Here is a 24027-nt window from a genome sequence, read left to right on the forward strand (position 1 = left end):
GAAAAATTAATACATAAAAAATACTTATAACAAAAAAGATTTATATTGCCCAGTTTTATTTTTAAAATATAGACTTTGGTCACAGAAGGAAATAATCTAAATACTAAGCTATATCCTGTTCCCGTTTATTCTGATAGCGATGACATTAATAACACCTAAATGGAAGCGACCTTCATACCCAAAATAGCTGCTTCAGGAACAGTGCCGGCAACCAGCGTATTTGTTAAGCCGTCATAATGGATATTGCCATCAACGATTAATAAAGCGCGATCAGCTATACGAGCGGCATCATCCAGATTATGGGAAACCATCAGTAATGTAAGCTGGCGTTCATGGCAAACTTGTTCCAGTAATACCAGCATTTCATTACGCAGTGCCGGATCTAGGGCAGAAAAGGGTTCGTCAAGTAATAAAATTGGCTGCTGGCGTACTAGACAACGGGCTAATGCTGCCCGCTGCCGTTGTCCACCAGAAAGTTGAGCTGGCAGACGGGTCAGGCAATCCTCCAACGAAACTTGAGAGACTATTTGCTGCAATGTCTGTTTCTGCGTGCTGTTAAGGCGTAATCCGGGATGTAAACCTAGCCCGATATTCTGCTCAATTGTCAAATGAGAGAAGAGATTATTTTCTTGAAACAACATGGAAACCGGGCGTTGAGCAGGTGATGTACTGGTATGATTTTCTCCGTTCAGCCATAGAGAGCCTTTTTCTACGGTTTGAAAGCCGGCGATTAAGTTCAGAAGTGTACTTTTACCCGCTCCACTCGGGCCTAGGATTGCGATACGTTCTCCAGCCTGAATTTGTAAGTCAAAGCGCATCACCAGATGTTCATAGCGGTAAGTCAGATTTTCAAGTTTGAGCATTACGTGGTCTCGGTAAGCGTTCAAGTAAACTAAACAGCATAAAACATAACAATAACAGCAATAAAGCAGTGATCGCGCCATCTTGACTACGATAAGCCCCAATTTGCTGATAGAGGTAGAAGGGCAGGGTACGGAAATCTTCATTACCAAACAGCGCGACAACACCAAAATCGCCAATGGATAGGACACAAGCAAAGGCCAGCGCTTGTGCCAGCGGAACTTTTAGTGCTTTTAGTTCAATCCAGCGCAGTCGGTTAATACCTTGAATATTCAGGGAGCGACACAGTGGATTATAGCGAGCCGCCAGATCTTTCATTGGATTATCCAGAACTTTCAGTGCATAGGGAATTGCCATCAGTGCGTTGGTTAAAATCACCAGACCGTAGGGTGAACGGGGCAGGCCGACGGTATCATTGAGCAACAGAAAGAATCCTGTTGCCAATACAATGCCGGGCATAGAGAGGATTAACAAACCACTTATCTCCATTGCTTGTCCCCAATGGGGGGAATGACGCAGGTGCAGCTCACGGCTGCTCCACAGCAGCATCATAGTGAATAAAACGCATAATAACCCCGCGCCTAAAGCAATCACCGCTGAGGTGATAAAGGCTCGCCACAATGCAGGTTGGCGTAATACATTAAGCAACCCACTGTTAAGGCCATCCACGACAACGGCCAGCAATGGTGGCACGAGTAGTAATAATGCGGCGATAATTAACAGGCTATCGCAGATTTTTCTCAACAAAGTATCTTGTGGATTACGCCATTGCTGCTGGTTGCTGTAGCCGACAGATAGAGCACTGTTAAGTTTCTGACTGAGGAGCACAAGGCCAAGGCAGCAGGTAATCTGAATCAACGCCAGTAACGCGGCACGGTTGAGATCGTAGTCATAGCTTAACGCCTGATAGATTGCCAGTTCGACAGTTGTTGCAGCAGGTCCGCCACCTAACGCCAGCACAGTCGCAAAACTGGCGAAACAGAGCATAAAAATCAGTGCACCAGTGGGCAGGATCTGGCGGCGTAGATAAGGCCATTCAACAAAACGGAAATGTTGCCATTCATTCATCCCTAGCTGCGCCGCTAATTGCCGTTGTTCCACCGCAATGTTTTCCAGCGATTGCAGTAAAAGCCGTGTTGCCAGTGGCATATTAAAGAAAATATGTGCCAGCAAAATGCCTGATAAACCGTAAGGGGTGAAAGGGTAATCGATGCTGATCCATTTGCAGAACTGAGCCAGCCAGCCGGTTCTACCATAAACCGTCAGAATGCCGAATAGCGCGACTAGCACGGGTAAAACCAGCGTCATAGCACACAGGCGCAGAAAGAGGGTCCGGCCTGGAAAATGACGGCGATAGAGTGCTCTGGAAAGAAAAATAGCCGGAATGACAGAAAATAGTGCTGATAAAAAGGCTTGCCAGAATGTGAAACGTACCACGTGCCACAAATAGCGATCTTCTATCAATAAATACCAATCACTTGCAGGTGAATTAAACCAGAGCGTTCCGAATGCCAATAAGGCGACCAACAGTAAAAAACCGGCGGCAATCGCCCCCGGTAACAGCCATCCGGCTATCAGCGGCTGACAGCGCTTTGCCATGTACGAATCCATTGGTTACGGTATTTTGCGACTTCTTCCGCGCGATATTGTAGCGATTTTGCGGGTATGGAAAGCTGCAAATAGACTTCCGGGAGTGGGATATCAATGACCGGATACATCCAGTTAGTGGTTGGAATTTGCTGTTGGAAAGCTGGAGTCAGCATAAACTGCATAAATTTCTGGGCAAGTTCCGGTTGCTTGCTGGAGGCCAGTTGTGCGGCCACTTCGATTTGAAGGTAATGACCTTCACTGAATGTAGCCGCAGTGTAATCGTCATTCTTCTCAGATAACAGGTGGTAACCTGGTGAAGTGGTATAACTCAGCACCAGATCGCCTTCTCCTTTAAGGAACAGACCATAAGCTTCGCTCCAGCCCTTGGTAACGGTCAGCGTTTTCTTTGCCAGTTTTTGCCAGGCTTGTGGGGCATCATCACCGTAAATTTTCTGCATCCATAACAGCAAACCTTGCCCCGGTGTGCTGGTGCGAGGATCTTGATAGATCACTTTCCAGTTATTGTGGCTGTTAATGAGCTCATCCATGCTTTTTGGCGGGTTTGGTAAAGTCTTTTTGTTGTAAATGAAGGCAAAATAGCCATAGTCATAAGGAATGAATACCTTGTTATTCCATGACACCGGCAGTGTCAGTTTGCTGGTATCCACTTGACTTTCAGTAAACAGCCCCGTTTGTTGAGCCGCTTGAATCAAGTTGTTATCCAACCCAAGAATAATATCGGCAGCAGTACGCTTGCCCTCCATTCTTAGGCGATTGAGCAAGGAAACACCGTCTTCCAGAGCAACCAGTTTCAGTTCACAGTGACATTCAGCTTCAAACGCTTTTTTAATTGCGGGCCCGGGTCCCCATTCAGTAGCAAAAGAATCATAGGTATAGACCGTTAATACTGGCTTGGCCTGTACAACTTGACTTAATAGCAACGCAGGAGCTGATAGGACTGTCAGTACGATTAATTTGGAAAATAACGTCTTAAACACTTTGCTCTCCTTAAATTAAGAGGATTGGCAAAGGATTTGAGGAAGCGCTAAACGGCAAGATAACGTCTGTGAAATAGTTAGCAGCTCAAATCCCTACGCCGGTATTAGCCGGATCAGGTTCGGCGGGTTTACTCTCAGCAAGGCTGTTTTAAACAGCCAGCACCCCGTTGAGATGGCGCTATTGTAGAGATTTAGCTAGCGACTGCAAAGTCCAATGATAGAGGTTTACCACTTGAGGGTAGTGTGAAACAATTAGTCATCTTTCAAATTTGGTTTATCGAGGTAGTCTGGTGATCGATGATGATGGCTACCGCCCGAATGTAGGAATTGTAATTTGTAATCGGCAAGGCCAGGTTTTGTGGGCCCGGCGTTATGGGCAGCATTCCTGGCAATTTCCTCAAGGGGGAATTAATCCGGGGGAATCACCAGAACAGGCTATGTACCGGGAACTGTATGAAGAAGTGGGGTTAGGTCGGAAAGATGTACGCATTCTGGCCTCTACTCGTAATTGGTTACGTTACAAATTACCCAAGCGTTTGGTGCGTTGGGATACTCGACCTGTCTGTATTGGTCAAAAGCAGCGGTGGTTTTTATTACAACTGCTCTGTAATGAAGAAGATATTAACGTGCAACACAGTAATACCCCGGAGTTCGATGGTTGGCGTTGGGTCAGCTATTGGTATCCTGTTCGGCAGGTAGTCTCTTTTAAGCGTGATGTTTATCGGCGCGTGATGAAAGAGTTTGCTTCGGTTGTCATGCCAATGCAGGAAAGCGTATCTCTGCCACGTTCTTCGTATTCTTACCGTCGCAAAAGAAGTTAGGTGAGTGCCATGCTCATGCGTTTACGGGAAATTGTTGAAAAAGTTGCTATGGCAACCAATCTGGCCGAAGCGCTTGAGCTATTGGTGAACGAGACCTGTCTGGCAATGAACACAGATGTCTGTTCTATCTATCTTGCTGATCATCAACGGCGGTGTTATTACCTGATGGCAACCCGAGGATTGAGGAAACCCCGAGGAAGGACTATCAGTTTGGCTTTTGGTGAAGGAGTTGTCGGGCAAGTTGGTCAATTGTCTGAACTGATTAATCTGGCGGATGTCCGCAGCCATCCAAGTTTCAAATATTTGCCTCAAGTTAAAGAGGATAGCTTTCGCGCTTTTTTGGGCGTTCCCGTGGTTTACCGCCGTCAGTTGCAAGGTGTTTTGGTCGTTCAGCAGCAGGAACAACGCTTGTTTAATGAAACCGAAGAGTCCTTTATGGTGACGCTTGCAACACAACTCGCGGTGATCCTTGCTCAAGCTCAGACTAAAGGCTTGTTTGGTCGATATCGGCAGACCAGAATTAAAGCATTGGCAATTTCCAATGGCATCGTAATGGCTCAGGGATGGCAAGATTGCTCCCAACCCTCACTTGACCAAATTTTTGAAGCCTCAACCCTTGATCATGCAGCAGAACGTTCTCGTTTAATTCAGGCACTGGAAGATGCGATAGCAGAATGTCGTCGGCTCAGTAAACGTTTTACCGTGGGTTCTCAAAAAGAGAGCGCCGCGATTTTTGATCTTTATTCCTACCTTTTGAATGATCCCCAGTTGAAACAAGATCTGTTCTCTTGTGTTGAACAGGGCTCTGTTGCGCAATGGGCCGTTAAACAAGTTATTGAGAAATACGCAGAACAATTTTCCAGCTTGCAGGATGCTTATATGCGGGAAAGAGCATCAGATTTACGGGCACTTGGACAGCGATTATTATTTCATCTGGATGATTCACTTACTGCCAGCCATCAATGGCCTGAATGGTTCATTCTGGTTGCAGATGAACTGAGTGCTAACTTATTGGCAGAGATGCCGCAGGAGAGATTAGCAGGGGTTATTGTCCGTGATGGCGCTACTCATTCACACTCTGCCATATTGGTTCGAGCAATGGGTATTCCGGCCATTATGGGGGCGGATATCCAGCCGGAACTCCTGAACAATCGTATGCTCATTCTTGATGGTTTCCGTGGGGAGGTCTTTATTGAACCTGAGCCACTGATTTCGCAGGAATATAAACAGATTATCGAAGAAGAAAAAGCACTCAGCAGACTGGCTGAGGGAGATGTTGAGCAGGAAGCACGGCTAAAAAGTGGCGAGCGCATTTTGGTTCAGCTTAATGCGGGTTTGAGCCTGAAATATGAGTTGCAGATCAGTAATAGTATTGATGGTGTTGGACTCTATCGCACCGAAATACCCTTTATGCTGCACTGTGGTTTCCCGTCAGAAGATGAACAAAAAGCGCGTTATCAGGAGATGTTACAATTATTTCCCGATAAACCAGTGGTATTGCGTACACTTGATATTGGTGCGGATAAACAATTGCCCTATATGCCGATCAGCGAAGAGAACCCTTGTTTGGGATGGCGTGGTATACGAGTGACGCTGGATCAACCGGAGATTTTTCTTATCCAGCTACGGGCAATGCTCAGAGCTAACGCTGATATGGGTAATCTGGAAATCCTGTTGCCAATGGTGACGAGTGTAGAAGAAATTGATGAAGCTAAGCGATTGGTAGACAGAGCGAAAGAGGAAGTTGAGCAAATGCTGGCGCGCCAAATATCTATGCCTCAGCTCGGTGTCATGATTGAAGTTCCTTCGATGATTTTTCTGTTGCCACAACTCAAAAACAGAGTCGATTTTGTGTCTATTGGCACCAATGACCTAACACAATATCTATTGGCAGTGGATCGGAATAACACTCACGTCGCTTCTCTTTATGATTGCTTACATCCGGCGGTGATTCGGGCATTAAAACTAGTATTTGAAAATAGCCAGCGGGCAGGTCTTACGATCAGCATTTGTGGTGAAATGGCAAGTTTCCCTATGGGAGCGCTGTTATTGATTGGTCTTGGCTATCGCAGTTTGAGTATGAGTGGTTGTAGTGTGCCAAGAATTAAATATTTATTACGTCATCTGGAGTTGGCTCAGGTTGAAAAATTAATGGCTGAAATACTACAAGCTGAAACCAGCCTAAGAGTGAAGGAGCTGTCAGCAACATTTATGGAGCAGCATGGGGTGGGCGGTTTGGTCAGAGGTGGCATTTAATCCGTTTAACGGCCTGTGCTATGATTCTCAATCACTTGCCTTAGGGCATTAACGTTAAATATTAAGTGGGGAAAGATGAGTAACAGCTACCTGGCATTTCCTAATATTGACCCGGTCATTTTTTCAATAGGTCCAATAGCCTTCCATTGGTATGGTTTCATGTACTTGGTTGGGTTTGTATTCGCCATGTGGCTAGCGACACGCAGGGCAGCGAAACCCAATAGTGGTTGGACAAAAAACGAAGTAGAGAACTTGCTTTATGCAGGGTTTGCTGGCGTATTTGTTGGTGGCCGTCTGGGCTACGTCCTGTTTTATAATTTCCCTGCCTTTCTCGACAACCCTCTTTATTTGTTTAAAGTTTGGGATGGTGGGATGTCTTTCCACGGTGGTTTAGTGGGGGTTATCTGCGCAATGTGGTGGTTTGGCCGCAGAACGAAACGCCATTTCTTACAAGTTGCTGACTTCATTGCCCCGTTAGTCCCTTTTGGTTTAGGCATGGGGAGAATCGGTAATTTTATTAACGGCGAGTTGTGGGGACGTGTCACATTGGATACGCCGTGGGCGATGTTATTCCCAAGCTCCCGTGGTGAAGATATTGCATTGGCTGCAACCGATCCCTCACTGTTATCAGTACTTGAGCAATATGGTGTTCTGCCACGTCACCCTTCACAGCTTTATGAAATGGCGTTGGAAGGGATCGTTCTGTTCATTATTTTGAATTTATATATCCGTAAACCTCGCCCAATGGGCAGTGTTTCCGGTTTATTCTTAATTGGTTACGGTATTTTCCGAGTGATAGTCGAGTTCTTCCGCCAACCAGATGCACAACTGGGCTTATTCGACGGGATCAGTATGGGGCAAATTCTTTCTATACCAATGATCTTAGCGGGAATATTAATGATGATATGGGCATACAAACACCAAGGTAATAAGGTACAAGAGGTAAAATGAAACAGTATCTGGACTTAATGAAAAGAGTGCTTGCAGAGGGCACTCCGAAAGCAGACCGCACCGGGACGGGGACACTCTCGATTTTCGGGCATCAGATGCGTTTCAATTTACAGGATGGTTTTCCACTGGTCACAACTAAACGTTGCCATATCCGTTCAATTATTCATGAACTTCTCTGGTTCTTGAATGGTGATACCAATATTAAATATCTGCATGAAAATGGGGTGACTATTTGGGATGAATGGGCAGATGACAATGGTGATTTGGGGCCGGTGTATGGTAAGCAATGGCGCGCATGGGGGGCCGCAGATGGCCGCCAGATTGACCAATTGAAAACCGTATTGGAACAGCTTAAAAGCGATCCAGATTCACGTAGAATTATCGTTTCGGCTTGGAACGTTGGTGAATTGGATAAGATGGAATTAGCGCCATGCCACGCTTTCTTCCAGTTTTATGTTGCGGATGGCAAACTTTCCTGTCAGCTTTATCAGCGCTCCTGTGACGTATTCCTTGGCTTACCGTTCAATATTGCCAGCTATGCATTGCTGGTTCATATGATGGCGCAACAGTGTGATCTAGAAGTAGGTGATTTTGTCTGGACCGGTGGTGATACGCACCTTTATAGCAACCATATGGAGCAGACAAAATTACAACTTAGCCGTGAGCCGCGTTCACTGCCAAAATTGGTGATAAAGCGTAAACCGGCATCGCTTTTTGATTATAAATTTGATGACTTTGAAATAGTTGATTATGACCCACATCCAGGAATAAAGGCCCCGGTTGCTATTTAACGGTTGCGGTTAAAATAGCGCTTCTATGTTCGTCGACAATCTGGAGGAACAATTTATAATAAATTGTTCCTCTTTTCATTTTGATGATATAATATACAGATACGTAGAAATTAAGAGGAAAAAGACCATGAATACTATTTCCCAAAAAAAAGCTAGGGATCTGCTTAGTAATCCAAAGCATTTCGAGGGTGGTGTGTTTATTACCAAAAACGGGATATCTGAATTGTTTATTCAACCAATGGCAGAACGTGAGAGAGAGTTGGCCGAAAGAGGCGTAGAACGGCAGGCGATAGCATTGCTTAAAATCGCGATGCTGTCTAAGAAAGATACTATAGAAGGTAGAAAAATGACACTTGAAGAAGCACTTCGTAGGCGCAAGGAACGTCGGGTGTGATATATAAAGTTCAAATTACCGAAACAGCCTACCAGACACTTTCTATTATTGAAGACTACAAGGCTAATACTATAGGGTTGGAAGCAGCTCAGAATTTGGTGGATGATTTATTAATTGAATCATCGGAACGGATAGGGGAGAACCCGTTAGCATACGGCTATTGTTCAATGTTGCTGGATAAAGGAATACAATTTCACCAATGGCTTTCCAAAGATCGGCAATTTCGTGTTATTTATGATGTAGTTGGGGATGAAATTCAAATATTGGCATACGCAAGCACAAACCAAGATTTAATTGCCCTCTTGTACCAACTACTGATCATACACTGATATACCCGTTATCTTTCAAGTTGCCTCTTTGTTGGCGGCACTCGGTCACATCGTTATCTATGCTCCCGGGGATTCGCTCCCTTGCTGTCGCGATGCATCTTGAAATCTATAGGGTATACATCACTATGGATTGCTATATTTAAAATATTGAACGCTATACTTAATACAATCTTCTCAATTAATTATTTTCTGGTCTAATATTATTTATCTTTATAGAATATAATTAATAGTAATAACATCCTCATGTCAAGTACTCAATCTTCTCTTTATTATTTTCATGAAGCTTCTGCCTCATAGCCATATAAGCTTACAATGCATGACAATAATAATAAATAAAAATCGCTATTCTTATTGGTTTTTGCGAAGCTCTACGCAATTTAAATGTAACAATGATAAACTATTATTTTTTTATTGATGCACTCTCGCATAAAATTTAATTGTGTATTTATTTTGTGTTTAAAATGAATAAAATGTTTTACGAAAGGAAATAAGGAATTATCGATGGTAAATAATATGAATATAATCGGCCATTATAATATTGATAATCAATCAGGTTTTTCTTTATTGGAATTGATGATCGTTATTGTTTTGGTTTCAATATTTTCCTTATGGGGTGTGCAGGAATGGGGCTATCACCAGGAAAGAACCAGGTTACAGGAATCAGCACAGAAGATATTGACATTTATATCCAGGCAACAATCTTTGGCAAATTATTTGAACAAAAGGGTGATATTGTGGTTGAAAACTGGAAAAAACTGGTGCATAGCGCTCTCTAATTCGGTATTGGCTAATTGTGATTTAGAAAATGTTGAGGGAATAAATTCCTCCTATCAGGATGTTATTATTAGTTCAGCAACCAAGGATCAGATAGAGTTTCATGGAATAAGAAACACCATGATACCTGCGAGTTTTACTTTGGCGAATTCCGCAGGTGAAATATCCATTATTTTTTCTTCACGAGGTAGGATAAGATCATGTAGTAATAATAAGTTTAATCAAATTCCAGCTTGTGATTAATGATGCTTTTTCCACTATACCCTATGGATTTCAAGATGCATCGCGACGGCAAGGGAGCGAATCCCCGGGAGCATAGATAACTATGTGACCGGGGTGAGCGAGTGCAGCCAACAAAGAGGCAACTTGAAAGATGACGGGTATAAATAAGAGATACTTTATTGGAATAATGAAACATAAAAACCAATCTGGAATGACATTATTAGAGGTTATTGTAGCAATGGCTATTGGTAGTATTATTTTACTGGCGATTGCTAAAAGTTACCCTATTTTAACTAAACAAATAATGGAGTTATATCAGAGATATCGTTTAGGCTATTTTGTTAAACAAACGTTACATATTATAGAAAAGGATATTCGCCGTGCTGGATATTGTCAGCATTATTGTGATGGAAAGCCAATATTTATCGATAATAAAAGTGATGAGAGTGAGGATTCATGTCTGATTATTGCATACGATCTTAATATAAATAACCAATGGGAGCCGCCAGAACACAGTGAATCAGAATTCTTTGGCTATCGCCTTAGCAATAAGTCAGTAGAATGGAAAAGGGGGGCGGGTAACTGTCAGGAAAATGGCTGGGAAAGGCTGTTTGATCCAAATGAAATAGTGGTAGATTCCTTTAAAGCTGAAAAATTACCGGCAAAAGATGGCTTAGTTTTTATCAAATTGGTGCTTATTGCACATTGGTTTAAACATCCATCGATAAACTACCAATATCAGTCAGTAATACGTTTGCGCAATATCAGGGGATAAGTACCGTGGCTGAGCATTCTCCACATGTCTGTTTTCAATATCAGCAAGGTAATGTATTGCTCATTTCAGTGCTGATATTATTGGCCGTTAGCCTGATGATGTTAAAGGCTTTGCATCATCATCTGGATAACGCTTTAATCATGATGGTCGATGAACGCAGATATCTAAAAGCTTTTCAGCAAGCAGAATCTTCATTGGCATGGGGAATCGCTCAGTCATGGCCACTTCATAGTAGTCAAATAGAAGATAGTAATAAAACAGAAGAGTGGTATTGCCAGCAACAGCAAGAATTCCATCTGACCAGTTGTTTAAAAAGGCAATCAAGTCATTTTTTTCTACTAAAAGGTATAGCTGATGTGGCATCCGGGCAATCTGTTGGATTATATCAATGGATGAAATTACACTCATCTGGTGGAAGTGATACCCTTATTCCAGTAGAGAGTGGTTGGCTGGATTTTTGTCCTGAGGTAGATGTGGGATTTTGTTCATGAAGTCAAAGCTTTTTTATGAGCATCAAGCAGGCATGAGTTTGCCCGAAGTAATGATTGCTGTTATGGTCTTTTCGGTCTCTTTATTGGGATTAATGCGTTATCATCAGGCGTTATTATTTGGGTTTCAGCAACATTGGCAGCAATCAAAGGCGGATAAATTATCTTATGGGTATCTGGAACAATATGAATTAATTGCAGGTCAAAATGCTTTACCAGAAATAACATTGCCACCGGGATGGCATGCTGAATTTCAGACGGCCTATCCGTTGTCTGGCTGCTATCAGCTTACAGTTATAGTGACAACGCCTTATAATCAGCAAAGTAAAGCAAGCCGATTGATTTGTTCAAATGGGAGTTCTGATGTTTAAGGTTTATCATTCTAATCAATTAGATCTTCTTAAGGAATTGATAGCAATATTGATCGGGGGTAACCCACTGACTGATCCATTTGCGCAGGAAGTCATTTTGGTACAAAGCCCAGGTATGTCACAGTGGCTGCAAATCCAACTGGCCGAAAGAATAGGCATATCAGCTAATATTTCATTTCCGCTTCCCGCTACGTTTATTTGGGATATGTTTACCAAAGTATTGCCTGATATTCCTAAAGAAAGTGCTTTTAGTAAAGATGCTATGACATGGAAATTGATGGCGTTATTGCCTCAATTGCTGCCGGAAGCGGAGTTTATCGCACTCAGGCACTACCTTGATCAAGATTTTGATAAACGGAAGATTCATCAATTAGCTGGACGGGTTGCTGATCTGTTCGACCAATATCTCGTTTATCGTCCGCAATGGTTGGAAAGTTGGCAGCAAGGTCAGCTTATTGATGGCTTGAGTGATAATCAGTTGTGGCAGAAAAGATTATGGCTGGAACTGACGAAATATACTCACCAGTTACAACAACCCCAATGGCATCGTGCTAATTTGTATCAGCGCTTTATTTCGATGCTGGAAAATAATATTGAACTGAAAAATAGTACTGATTTTTCAGCTTGTTTACCGAAACGGGTATTTATCTGTGGTATTTCTGCCTTACCACCGATCTATTTACAAGCTTTACAGGCATTGGCACGGCACATTGATATTCACCTGATGTTTACCAATCCATGTAAATATTATTGGGGAGATATTCAGAATTATGCTTTTTTGGCAAAACTGAGTAGCCGTAAACCACGTCATTATAAGAGCGAACAGGAGTTGGAATATTTTAAAGATCCTGGTAATGCTCAATCATTGTTTAACGATGACGGTGAACAAGATGTCAGTAATCCCTTGTTGGCATCGTGGGGGCGGTTGGGTCGTGATAATCTCTATTTATTGTCGCAACTTGAGCAGAGTTCGGATGTTCACGCCTTTGTTGAATTAGAACAGGATAATCTATTACATCAATTGCAAAGGGATATTCTCTATCTGGAAGATCATGCCCAAATTGGTTCAACAAAAGAAACATTTGAAAACAGTCTGCAAAAAAGAGTACTTGATCCGTTGGATCGCTCTTTATCTTTCCATGTTTGCCATAGCCCTCAACGTGAAGTGGAAGTTTTACAGGACCAGCTATTGCGATTATTGGAAGATAATCCATCTCTGACGCCAAGGGATATTATTGTGATGGTCGCGGATATTGACAGTTATACTCCCTATGTTCAGGCAGTATTTGGTAATGTCTCTGCTGAACGTTATATTCCATTTGCCATTTCTGATCGTAAGGCTCGTCAGGCACATTCGGTTTTACAGGTATTTATTACACTGCTTGATTTACCTCAAAGCCGTTTTACGACGGAACAAGTTTTAGCATTGTTGGAAGTACCCGCGCTGGCGAATAAATTTGACATTCATGAAGATGGTTTGCGTTTATTAAGGCGTTGGGTTGAAGAGTCAGGGGTTCGTTGGGGGCTGGATGACGATAATGTCGAAGAGCTATCTTTACCGGTGACAGGCCAGCATACATGGCGTTTTGGACTCACTCGAATGTTATTGGGTTACGCAATGGATAGTCGGTCAGGCCCTTGGAAAGAAGTATTGCCTTATGATGAATCCAGCGGTTTAGCCGCAGAGCTTGCCGGCCAATTAGCTGAACTTTTAATGCAATTGAGTTATTGGCGTAAGATTCTTGGCGAGAGCCGAACATTAACGGGTTGGTTACCTGTCTGCCAGCAGTTGCTGGAGACATTTTTTGCATCAGATAATGAAACTGAATTAGTACTGGCGATGATAGAACAACAATGGCAGAAAGTCATAGTCAATGGCTTGAATGCCCATTATCAAGAAAGTGTGCCATTGGTTCTATTACGAGATGAATTGGCACTTCAATTTGATAATGAAAAAATCAGTCAGCGTTTTCTCGCCGGATCTGTCAATTTTTGCACTCTAATGCCGATGCGTTCTATTCCCTTTAAGGTTGTCTGTTTATTGGGAATGAATGATGGTATTTATCCCCGTTCAATTCCACCGCTTGGATTTGATCTGATGGCGGAAAAAGGTCAGAGGGGAGACAGAAAACGGCGGGATGATGACCGTTATCTATTCCTTGAAGCCTTGATATCTGCCGAACGGTTTCTCTATATCAGCTATATTGGTAAGTCTATTCGTGATGATACGGAATGTAATCCTTCCGTGCTGGTGAATGAATTACTGGATTATGTTTGCCAAAGTTTTTGTTTACCGGGAAATGAAAAACTGAATGTTGATGAAAGTGCTACCCATGTCAGAAAACATCTGTTGTATATTCATGCCCGCGTTCCATTTGCACCGGAAAATTTTATACCGGACAGTTATCAGCAAAGCTATGCCGGGGAGTGGTTACCGGCGGCAACTGAGCAAGGTGCAGCATACGCTGAATTTTGCCAATCTATTGAAATGGCGCAAATTCAAGAAATTACACTTGATAATTTGAGCAGTTTTTACCGCCATCCCGTTCGGTTTTTTTTCCAACGTTGCTTGAAAGTAAATTTCGTTGTTGAAGAAACGGAATTACCAGAGGAAGAACCTTTCGTTTTAGATAATCTTCAACGTTATCAGTTTAATCAGCTATTGTTGAATGCGTTAATTGAACAGCAATCGCCTGAACCACTTTTCAATCGGCTGCGTGCTGCTGGAGGATTACCTTTTGGTGCTTTTGGTGAGGTTTATTGGTTAAGACAGCAAAAAGAGATGCAGCCTTTGGCGGATAAAATTCGTGAACAACAAATGGAAACTTTATCTGTCGATTTACATCATGATTTAGGCCAAGTGATTCTGACAGGGCGTATTAATAAGGTGCAACCGGATGGTTTGCTACGTTGGCGGCCTGCCAGTTTGACAGCCAATGATGGTATGCAATTGTGGATTGAGCATCTGGCTTATTGTCTGACCGGTGGTGAGGGTGAAAGTCGCAGCTATGGGCGTGATGGCAACGAATGGTGTTTTGCTCCTGTACCTTCAGAGCAAGCTAAAGATTATCTGAATCAATTGATTGAAGGCTATCAGCGAGGAATATCCGCGCCTTTACCGCTGTTTTGTAAAAGTGGTTGGGCGTGGCTTTCAGCATGTATGAATAAAGAGATTGGTGAGATTGATGATAGTGATGAAATTCAATCAAAAGCTGAAAGCCAATTATTGAAAGCATGGCTTGGAGATCAAGGACGCAGAGGCGAAGGGGATGATCCTTATATTCAGAGGGCTTTCAGGCAAGTGGATAAATCATTTTTGGTAAAACTTAAACAGGAAGCGCTCAGTTATTTGTTACCGATAGCGCGACATCAGAATACATAGGGAGAATATCAGATAATGCATAAACATTTTGTTCGCATGATAACTGTGATGTTCCTGCTTTTTTGGGGAACGACGAGTTATGCGCAAACACCACAACTACAGTGGCAGCTACTGCAAGAGACAATTTATAAAAGCGAAAATGATCATCGTCATTATCAGGGAATCAGATTGGCAAACAATATGACGGTCTTGCTGGTATCTGATGAGAAGGCAACCAAATCTCTGGCAGCGGTAGCAATTCCGGTTGGTAGTATGGAAAACCCTGACAGCCAGCTAGGGCTTGCACATTATCTGGAACATATGGTTCTGATGGGATCTGAACGTTACCCACAGTCAGGTGATTTATCTGAATTTTTGCAAAAGCATGGTGGTAGCTATAATGCCAGCACGGCTTCTTACCGCACAGCTTTCTACCTTGAAGTAGAAAATGAAGCGTTAGCTCAAGCCACAGATCGTCTGGCTGATGCACTGGCTGAGCCGTTACTTAATCCAGTGAATGCAGATCGGGAGCGAAATGCGGTTAATGCAGAGCTGACAATGGCGCGTTCGCGTGATGGGATGCGGGTGGCTCAAATACGGGCAGAAACCTTGAATCCTAAGCATCCCAATGCTCGTTTTTCTGGTGGTAATCTAGAAACATTAAAAGATAAACCGGGGAGTAAATTACAGACAGAACTGGTGGATTTTTATCAACGCTATTATTCAGCCAACCTGATGAAAGGTGTCATTTACGGTAATCAGCCTATCGATAAACTGACTCAAATTGCCGTTGATACTTTTGGTCGGATACCGGATAGAAAAGCGAGTGTGCCGGTGATTACTGTGCCAGCAGTAACGGAAAAAGAGAAAGGGATTATCATCCATTATGTTCCTGCCCAACCGCAAAAGGCATTGCAATTGGAATTCAGTATTGACAATAACAGTGCTGATTTCCGCAGTAAAACCGATGAATATCTCGGTTATATAATAGGCAATCGTAGCCTGAATACATTATCAGATTGGCTACAAACTCAAGGACTAGCAGAAAGTATCAGTGCCGGTGCGGAGCCTATGGTTGATCGCAACAAAGGTATCTTTTTTATTTATGTGACGTTGACAGATAAAGGGCTTGCACAACGGGATCAGATTGTTGCGGCTATTTTTGCTTATATTAATTTATTGAAACAAAAAGGCATTCAGAAAAGTTATTTTGATGAAATCGCGAAGGTTTTGAACCTATCTTTCCGATATGGTTCCGTTGTTCGTGATATGCATTATATCGAATGGTTATCGGATGCTATGTTGCGAGTTCCTGTTTCCAATGTACTGAATGCCGGTTATTTAGCTGATAACTATGACCCGAAAGCAATCGCCAGTCGGCTTGCTGAGTTAACACCTGAAAATGCAAGAATCTGGTATATCAGTCCAAAAGAGCCACACAATAAACAGGCTTATTTTGTTCAGGCACCTTATCAGGTTGATCGAATTACATTGCAGCAACGAGTTAAATGGCTGCAATTAGAGGAGCAGATGAGTTTTTCTCTGCCCGCACCAAATCCTTATATTCCTGACGATTTGAAGCTGATAAAAGCAGATAAGAGTAAAAAACATCCAGAAATGATCGTTGAACAGCAGAATGTCCGCTTGCTCTATATGCCGAGCCAATATTTTGCTGATGAACCTAAAGCCAGTATTACGCTTGATTTGCGCAACGCAGAAGGTTTGAATAGCGCTCGTGAGCAGGTCACTTCCTCTTTGCTCGATTATTTGGCTGGGCTTTCCCTTGACCAGCTTAGTTATCAGGCTTCTGTTGCAGGAATGAATATTTCTACTAGCTCATCTCAGGGGCTACAATTGGGAGTAAGTGGTTACACTCAAAATCTGCCAGCGCTTTTAACCTCTTTAATCAGTAATTACATGGCATTCACGCCAACTGAGGAGCAACTGGCACAGGCTAAGTCCTGGTATCGTGAGCAGATAGCGGTTTCTAATAACGCTAAAGCTTATGATATGGCTATGCAGCCGTTGAAGCGCCTTTCTGTGGTGCCTTACACTGAACAATCCACTCGTCTGGAAGCGCTGGAGACTATCTCGGTTCAGGATATTGTTACGTATCGTCATCAGGTGATAAAAAATGCTGCTTTGCAAATGATGATCATTGGGAATTTGACCGAACAGCAGAGCAAAGTGATTGCTGAATCTGCCCATAACCAACTGGTAAATCAAGGAAATGACTGGTGGAGTGGGGATAAGGTGGTGATTGATAAAAATTACCCGGTTAATTTCCAGCGTGTTGGCAGCAGCACAGATGGTGCTTTAGCAGAGGTTTATATTCCGACGGGTTATAACCGTATAGAAGGTTATGTTTATTCCAGTTTGTTAAGCAATATGCTCCAGCCGTGGTTCTATGAGCAGTTAAGAACAGTAGAACAACTAGGGTATGCGGTGTTTGCTTTCAATACCAGTGTGGGGGAACAGTGGGGATTGGGCTTCCTGCTACAAAGTAATAATAAACAACCGAAATATTTGAATCAGCGTTATCGAGATTTCTATCAGAACGCCGGTAATAAATTGAAAGCCATGTCTCAAGCTGATTTTGAACAGTACAAGAGTGCGCTGATTAATGAAAAGCAGCAACCGCCACAAACTTTCTATGCCGAAGTTGCCCGTTTCTCTGGTGATTTCAGCCGCAATAACTTTAGTTTTGATAGTAGAGATAAAATGCTTGAGATTCTAAAGAAAACCACACAACAGCAATTGATTAATTTCTATCGGAATGCGGTAATCAAACATATAGGGTTGTCATTCATTTCACAAGTGATTGGTAAATCAGGCAACTTGGATGGATATGCGAAATTGAAAGGTTGGAAAACCTATCAAAATGTGACTGAATTTCAGAAACGGTTACCTGTTGAGGTAAGAGCTCAGTGATCACAGAGATATCTGTCCACAGGCTTAATGCATTAACTCTGCCGCTGACTGGTCAGCGGCTGATCGAAGCATCGGCCGGGACGGGTAAAACCTATACTATCGGTATCTTATATCTGCGTCTTCTACTTGGACTGGGGAAAGATGCCGCTTTTTCACGACCTTTAAACGTGGAAGAAATTCTGGTAGTGACTTTTACTGAGGCAGCAACAAATGAGTTACGTGGTCGTATCCGTGAAAATATTCATAAACTTCGGCTTGCCTGTATTCGAAATGCAATAGAAGAGACAGAACCTGCTTATCAACAGCTATTGAATGAAATCCCGGATAAAGGGCGGGCGGCTATCTGGTTACTGGCCGCAGAGCGGCAAATGGATGAAGCGGCGATTTATACCATTCATGGTTTTTGTCAGAGAATGTTGGCACATAATGCCTTTGAGTCTGGGATTTTGTTTGAACAGACATTAATTCAGGATCAACAGCCATTAGAACGGCAGGGGTGTGCCGATTTCTGGCGGCGTCACTGTTATCCATTGCCGTTATCAATGGCACAGGTGATCAGCCAGGAGTGGAGTGGCCCGGAAGCCTTATTGGCTGAATTACACCCTTATTTACAAGGGGATATGCCATATATGGTTGATGCGCCAGCCAGTGATGAAACGCTGTTAAGTCGTCATGAAAAAATTATCCAGTTGATCAACGATGTTAAATACCAATGGAATGAAGTTGCGGGAGAATTACACGATTTAATTGCGGGCTCTGGTGTCGATAAAAGAAGTTACAGTAGTAAGCACTTACCAAATTGGCTGAATAGCGTCACGGATTGGGCTCAGGCACCTACAGCGGATTATTTGTTGCCAAAAGCGTTGGAAAAGTTCCGGCAGTCGGTGTTGGCAGAAAAGACAAAAAAAGGTGAGGTACCTGAACATTCACTTTTTGTTGCGATAGATGACTTATATCAGCAACCACTTACTTTACGTGATTTGATTATCTCTAGGGCTATTATTGAGATTCGCCAATCAATCTGTCAGGAAAAATTAACGCGTGGTCAGATGGGGTTTGATGATTTACTTACCCGCCTTGATGATGCTCTGAAAGGCCCTGGCAGTGATTTGCTTGCTGAGACAATCCGCCGACGCTATCCGGTTGCGTTGATCGACGAATTTCAGGATACCGACCCACAGCAATACCGAATTTTTCATACCATTTATGGCACTCAGCCTGAAAATGGATTGCTGTTTATTGGTGATCCCAAACAAGCTATTTATGCATTTCGCGGCGCAGATATTTTCACTTATATTCGTGCCCGCTCTCAGGTAAGTGCTCACTATACACTGGAAACAAACTGGCGCTCTGCTTACTCAATGGTACAGGCAGTAAACAAACTGTTTATGCGTTCAGAAAATCCATTTTTGTTTGAACAGATCCCTTTTATCGAAGTTTCTGCGGCAGAAAGAAACTTAGAACTCTCTTTTCGCTATGACGGTGAAGAACAGGCTGCACTGAATTTCTGGTTACAACCGGGAGAAGGCGTTTCTACCGGAGATTATGAGCAAACGATGTCACGGCTCTGTGCCGCGCAAATTCGAGATTGGTTGCAGGCAGGTAGTGAAGGGCGGGCTTTATTATATAAAAGTGAAGGTTCTCGACCTGTGACGGCTGCTGATATTACGGTTTTGGTGCGTAGCAGAAAGGAAGCGGCACTGATCCGTAATGCGCTTAACCTGTTATCTATTCCTTCTGTATTTCTTTCTAACCGAGAAAGTGTATTTGCTGCCACGGAAGCCAAGGATATTCTCTGGTTGCTGCAAGCGGTGTTATCACCGGAAAAAGAGCGGGTGTTGAGAAGTGCGTTGGCGAGTGGTTTATTTGGTCTAACTGCCCGGCAGATAGACAAGTTGAATCATGATGAAAAGACATGGGATCAGTTAGTTGATGAATTTGATGGTTACTTTCGTCTGTGGCAACGCCGTGGTGTGTTACCTATGTTACGAGCGGTAATCGCCAACCATCATATTGCTGAGAACCTGCTTGCCAGTTATGACGGTGAACGGCGTTTGACGGATATGATGCATATTGGTGAGTTGTTGCAGGAAATATCGTTGCAACTTGATAGTGAACATGCAGTTACCCGCTGGTTGGCTCAGCAAATCTCTCATCCTGATCCCCAATCTGAAAATCAGCAGATGCGGCTGGAAAGCGATCGTCATTTGGTACAAATTTGTACTATCCATAAATCTAAGGGGCTGGAATATCCGCTGGTATGGTTGCCATTTATCTGTAATTTCAGGGAACAGAAGCGGGCGATATATCATGATCGTACAAGCTTTAATGCTTGCCTCGATATCTTTCCCGACGACGAGACGATTGAGCTGGCGGAACAAGAGCGATTGGCAGAGGATTTGCGTTTACTCTATGTCGCATTGACGCGCTCTGTTTACCATTGCAGTGTCGGCGTGGCTCCGCTGATAAAAGGCAATAAGAAAAAGATCGGGGATACTGATCTGCATCAATGTGCTCTGGGCTACCTGTTGCAAAAGGGGGTGAAAGGGGATGCTGATTTTCTGGCAACATCGCTTAAAGAATTAAGCGGGGATGGCATTGTTATATCATCAATTAATGAGACTGATGATCACCCTTGGCAATCGCAAAGTAAAAATGATTTAGTCCTGTCGGCCAGGCAATTTAAACGCAGAGTTCAGGATGACTGGCGTATTACCAGTTATTCTGGTTTACGAAACTCTGTGGTTCATCGTGGTAATGCTTCTGCTTATTTTGCGGGAGAAGAATCTATTGACGTGATTGTTCAGTCTATTGCGCCAAAACTTGATGTTGATGCTAGTGGTGAAAGACAGTTAGTAGAACAACCTGAAATGACACCACATACATTCCCACGGGGAGCTTCTGCGGGGACTTTTTTACACGCTATTTTGGAAGAACTTAGTTTCAGCCAACGACCTGATGAGAAATGGTTGGCAGAACAACTGCAATCAGCCGGATTTGATGAACGCTGGAGTGGGACATTACAGCAATGGATGGTCGATATTTTTACTATTCCATTGAATGATGAAGGAGTGCAATTGGCAAAAATTCCGCCGCATCATCAACAGGATGAAATGCAATTTTATCTGCCGGTTGAACAACTTTTGCGATCTCAGACGTTGGATACACTGATACGTCGTTATGATCCAATTTCTGCTCGCTGCCCCCAGCTGGAATTTCAGCAGGTGAAAGGAATGTTGAAAGGGTTTATTGATTTGGTCTTCTGTTGGCAAGGCAAATTCTACCTACTGGATTACAAATCAAACTGGTTGGGAGAGGAGAGCCAGTTTTATACCCGCCAGGCAATGGAAATAGCCATGATTGAGCATCGTTATGACCTGCAATATCAACTTTATACACTGGCATTGCATCGTTACTTGCGTCACAGGCTGGCTAATTATGATTACCAACAACATTTCGGCGGCGTGATTTATCTGTTTCTGAGGGGGATAGATAAACAACAGCCGGGGAATGGTATTTTCAATTGTCGGCCATCGGCTGAATTTGTTGATGCTTTGGATCTGCTTTTCAGTGGTAGTGAACAGCCTGAGAAAGAGAAAAATTGATGATTTCGTTATTACAACAAGCAGTAAACCTCAGGCTTTTGCGTTCATTGGACTTACAGTTTGCTCATGTATTGATTGAGGATAAAGATCCTGTTTTGTTGTTGGTGATGGCGCTGTTAAGCGCTGAAACCGGTACTGGCCATGTTTGCCTGCCGGTTAGTCGGATAACGCCAGAATATTTTTTTGATGGGCGACATCGTGAATTTGCCGAACAGTTATGGCAGATTGCGGGAAAACCTGATGAGCAGCGTTTGCGGATAGCACTGGAAAATTGTGCTGCGGTTAGTGATGGATTTCAACCAACGCCTGTTGTGCTTTCCCATGACCGGCTTTATTTGCAGAGAATGTGGCAAAGTGAATGTCAGGTGGCGGCTTTCTTTTCCGGCAACCAACCAGTCGATAATATTCAGGAACAGCAACTGAAAGCCATTTTGGATGAATTATTCATACTATCTGAGGAGGCGGTGGACTGGCAAAAAGTGGCTGCGGCTGTCGCGGTGACTAGCAGAATTTCGGTTATCTCTGGCGGACCAGGAACTGGGAAAACAACCACCGTTGCTAAACTGTTGGCTGCCTTAATTAAACTTGAACCTGATAAAAAGCGGGTTATCCAACTGGCGGCTCCGACAGGAAAGGCGGCCGCCAGATTGACCGAATCTCTTAATAGTGCGGTTAGAAAATTGCCTCTGACGGAAGAACAGCTTGCATGTATGCCGGAGCAGGCACAGACGATTCATCGCTTGCTGGGAGCGCAGCCTGATAGCCAGCGATTACGCTATGACCGAGATAATCCACTGAATCTGGATGTGCTGGTGGTGGATGAAGCTTCAATGGTGGATTTACCCATGATGGCTAGGTTGATTGATGCATTGCTACCGAAAGCGAAAATTGTTCTGCTTGGTGACCGTGATCAATTGGCATCAGTGGAAGCAGGAGCGGTGTTGGGTGATATTTGCCGTTTTGCAGAACTGGGATACAGCGTAGCGAGGGCGCAACAGCTAAGCAGATTAACGGGATGTCGGTTAGTTGCGGGTGATCAGCAAAATATCCCAGAGGTTCGTGAATGTTTGTGCCTTTTACGCAAAAGTTACCGCTTTAATATGGATTCGGGGATTGGTCAGTTGGCGGCGGCCGTTAATCAGGGGAAGAGTCGACAAGCTCTCTCTATTTTGCAGCAACCGTTGAAGGATATCTGTTTTTACCCATTGTCCGACGATGAAGATTATCAGCGGTTGCTGACAGAAACGGTATCGGGTTATCACGCTTATTTGCAACTGGTGGCAGAGCAAGCACCGGCCAAAGCGATTTTAGATGAATTTAACCGTTATCGTTTGTTGTGTGCGCTTAGAGAAGGGCCGTTTGGCGTCAGTGGGCTTAACGAGCGTATAGAACAGCTACTGCATCGTCAGGGGCTTATTCGTCGTCCTGTCGGGACTTTCAGCCGTGGTTATGCAGGCCGCCCCATCATGATATCGCGTAACGACAGCACATTGGGCCTGTTTAATGGTGATATCGGTATTATGCTCAGAGACGAAAATCATGAACTGCGTGCTTATTTTCAGTTGCCTGACGGGCAGATTAAGGGAATCCAGCCAAGTCGTTTACCACAACATGAAACTGCGTATGTGATGACTGTACATAAATCGCAGGGCTCAGAATTTGAACATACCGCTTTGGTATTGCCAACGCAATTTGTGCCGGTTGTCAGCCGTGAACTGGTCTATACAGCGATAACCCGTGCCAGAGAAAAATTGACTCTTTATGCACATGAAGCGGTATTGCGTCAGGCAATCCAGACGCCAACTCAAAGGCGAAGCGGGTTAGCAGAGCGGCTTAGCTTACAGGTGGATTAGTGCTTATTCTGATAGACTAACTTGTGCAAAAAAATTTATATATTAATGATGTTGCCATATCTTCTCTGACATTTTTTTGATCGTTATTTGCGCGGTTGTTGGATGGGCTTTTAAGTCCGACAATCAGCTCATTAATCCCTTTAATGGGATTTCTGATTTGCCGTGTTGACTTCGGTAAATATCCCTTTTTATTTTTGTAAAAAGTTCTCGATTGGGTGATTGAAAAATTCTCGTGCAGTGAACTAGAGATTACATTGACTTATGCAAGATAAATGTATCTTAAACCTACCTATATGCCAAATTTTTGTTATTTTCTAATTGAAATATCTTTTCTGAGTCTTTCATGTTGATTGATTGTGAGTCGTAATCGTTCAGCCAGCAATACCGAGTAGCTTCATCGTGATGGCTATATACTGATCGATATCTTAATTTCACCGATTCAACGGATTCAAAAATAGTTGCAATGACTGAATCAAATTGTTGATGTTTATGTTTTGTTATCAATGTAAACAACAACATTATAAAATTAATAAATTTTAATATTATTGTGTGGTTAATGTCACAGTTTGTGAATATATTAAATGAAATTTATTATTATTTGATGATATAAACGCCTAATTACATGAATTGTAATTTGTTTACTAAACGGATTGCGG

17 protein-coding genes and 1 riboswitch are annotated in these 24027 nt (G+C 43.1%); of the genes, 14 read left to right on the forward strand and 3 right to left on the reverse strand.

Going from position 1 to position 24027, the window contains the following annotated elements; translation table 11 throughout:
* Nucleotides 1-155: 155 nt before the first annotated feature.
* Genes thiQ through thiB form a run of 3 tightly spaced genes read right to left on the reverse strand, consistent with a single transcriptional unit; the run spans nucleotide 156 to nucleotide 3422 of the window.
* Nucleotides 156-863, reverse strand: coding sequence for a thiamine ABC transporter ATP-binding protein ThiQ (gene thiQ / locus SLS51_RS13400; RefSeq protein WP_323839195.1), 708 nt, complete (start codon nucleotides 861-863; stop codon nucleotides 156-158).
* Nucleotides 850-2460 carry a thiamine/thiamine pyrophosphate ABC transporter permease ThiP gene (gene thiP / locus SLS51_RS13405; RefSeq protein ID WP_323839196.1) on the reverse strand — a complete coding sequence of 537 codons (1611 nt, stop codon included), beginning with the start codon at nucleotides 2458-2460 and terminating at the stop codon, nucleotides 850-852. The genes thiQ and thiP overlap by 14 nt, the downstream gene beginning before the upstream one ends.
* Nucleotides 2436-3422, reverse strand: coding sequence for a thiamine ABC transporter substrate binding subunit (gene thiB, locus SLS51_RS13410; protein ID WP_439126882.1), 987 nt, complete (start codon nucleotides 3420-3422; stop codon nucleotides 2436-2438). The genes thiP and thiB overlap by 25 nt, the downstream gene beginning before the upstream one ends.
* Before the next feature lie 99 nt (nucleotides 3423-3521).
* Nucleotides 3522-3626: riboswitch (TPP riboswitch) on the reverse strand.
* Between the two features lie 113 nt (nucleotides 3627-3739).
* On the opposite strand from thiB, the gene rppH reads away from it, so the two are divergent.
* The 14 genes from rppH to recD all read left to right on the forward strand — a co-directional run bounded on the left by rppH (nucleotide 3740) and on the right by recD (nucleotide 23371).
* Nucleotides 3740-4270: an RNA pyrophosphohydrolase gene (gene rppH / locus SLS51_RS13415; RefSeq protein WP_011144996.1), complete on the forward strand. Its 531-nt coding sequence runs from the start codon at nucleotides 3740-3742 to the stop codon at nucleotides 4268-4270.
* 9 nt (nucleotides 4271-4279) lie between these two features.
* A complete protein-coding gene (ptsP, locus tag SLS51_RS13420) occupies nucleotides 4280-6526 on the forward strand; it encodes a phosphoenolpyruvate--protein phosphotransferase (RefSeq protein ID WP_323839200.1) in 2247 nt (748 codons plus the stop codon).
* A 75-nt stretch (nucleotides 6527-6601) separates the two neighbouring features.
* Nucleotides 6602-7477, forward strand: coding sequence for a prolipoprotein diacylglyceryl transferase (gene lgt, locus SLS51_RS13425; RefSeq protein ID WP_323839202.1), 876 nt, complete (start codon nucleotides 6602-6604; stop codon nucleotides 7475-7477).
* Entirely contained in the window at nucleotides 7474-8268 is a 795-nt protein-coding gene (gene thyA, locus SLS51_RS13430; RefSeq protein WP_323839204.1) for a thymidylate synthase, read from the forward strand. Before lgt ends, thyA begins: the two co-directional genes overlap by 4 nt.
* Before the next feature lie 127 nt (nucleotides 8269-8395).
* Nucleotides 8396-8662, forward strand: coding sequence for a hypothetical protein (locus SLS51_RS13435; RefSeq protein WP_011145000.1), 267 nt, complete (start codon nucleotides 8396-8398; stop codon nucleotides 8660-8662).
* Nucleotides 8659-8991, forward strand: coding sequence for a type II toxin-antitoxin system RelE/ParE family toxin (locus SLS51_RS13440; RefSeq protein WP_323839207.1), 333 nt, complete (start codon nucleotides 8659-8661; stop codon nucleotides 8989-8991). The genes SLS51_RS13435 and SLS51_RS13440 overlap by 4 nt, the downstream gene beginning before the upstream one ends.
* Before the next feature lie 501 nt (nucleotides 8992-9492).
* Nucleotides 9493-10008, forward strand: coding sequence for a prepilin peptidase-dependent protein (locus SLS51_RS13445; protein ID WP_323839209.1), 516 nt, complete (start codon nucleotides 9493-9495; stop codon nucleotides 10006-10008).
* Between the two features lie 130 nt (nucleotides 10009-10138).
* A complete protein-coding gene (locus SLS51_RS13450) occupies nucleotides 10139-10762 on the forward strand; it encodes a prepilin peptidase-dependent protein (RefSeq protein WP_323839211.1) in 624 nt (207 codons plus the stop codon).
* 5 nt (nucleotides 10763-10767) lie between these two features.
* On the forward strand, nucleotides 10768-11253 hold the full coding sequence (locus SLS51_RS13455) for a YgdB family protein (RefSeq protein WP_323839213.1): 486 nt from the start codon (nucleotides 10768-10770) through the stop codon (nucleotides 11251-11253).
* Nucleotides 11250-11621 carry a prepilin-type N-terminal cleavage/methylation domain-containing protein gene (locus SLS51_RS13460; protein WP_323839216.1) on the forward strand — a complete coding sequence of 124 codons (372 nt, stop codon included), beginning with the start codon at nucleotides 11250-11252 and terminating at the stop codon, nucleotides 11619-11621. The genes SLS51_RS13455 and SLS51_RS13460 overlap by 4 nt, the downstream gene beginning before the upstream one ends.
* Nucleotides 11614-15003 carry an exodeoxyribonuclease V subunit gamma gene (gene recC, locus SLS51_RS13465; RefSeq protein WP_323839218.1) on the forward strand — a complete coding sequence of 1130 codons (3390 nt, stop codon included), beginning with the start codon at nucleotides 11614-11616 and terminating at the stop codon, nucleotides 15001-15003. Before SLS51_RS13460 ends, recC begins: the two co-directional genes overlap by 8 nt.
* 15 nt (nucleotides 15004-15018) lie before the next feature.
* Nucleotides 15019-17913, forward strand: a complete 2895-nt coding sequence (ptrA, locus tag SLS51_RS13470; RefSeq protein WP_323839221.1) for a pitrilysin — start codon at nucleotides 15019-15021, stop codon at nucleotides 17911-17913.
* On the forward strand, nucleotides 17913-21518 hold the full coding sequence (recB, locus tag SLS51_RS13475) for an exodeoxyribonuclease V subunit beta (protein ID WP_323839229.1): 3606 nt from the start codon (nucleotides 17913-17915) through the stop codon (nucleotides 21516-21518). The genes ptrA and recB overlap by 1 nt, the downstream gene beginning before the upstream one ends.
* Nucleotides 21518-23371, forward strand: coding sequence for an exodeoxyribonuclease V subunit alpha (recD, locus tag SLS51_RS13480; protein WP_323839223.1), 1854 nt, complete (start codon nucleotides 21518-21520; stop codon nucleotides 23369-23371). The genes recB and recD overlap by 1 nt, the downstream gene beginning before the upstream one ends.
* The last annotated feature ends 656 nt before the right edge of the window (nucleotides 23372-24027 follow it).

The organism is Photorhabdus africana, assembly GCF_035181445.1.
In the GTDB taxonomy this organism is placed as follows: Bacteria; Pseudomonadota; Gammaproteobacteria; order Enterobacterales; family Enterobacteriaceae; genus Photorhabdus; species Photorhabdus laumondii.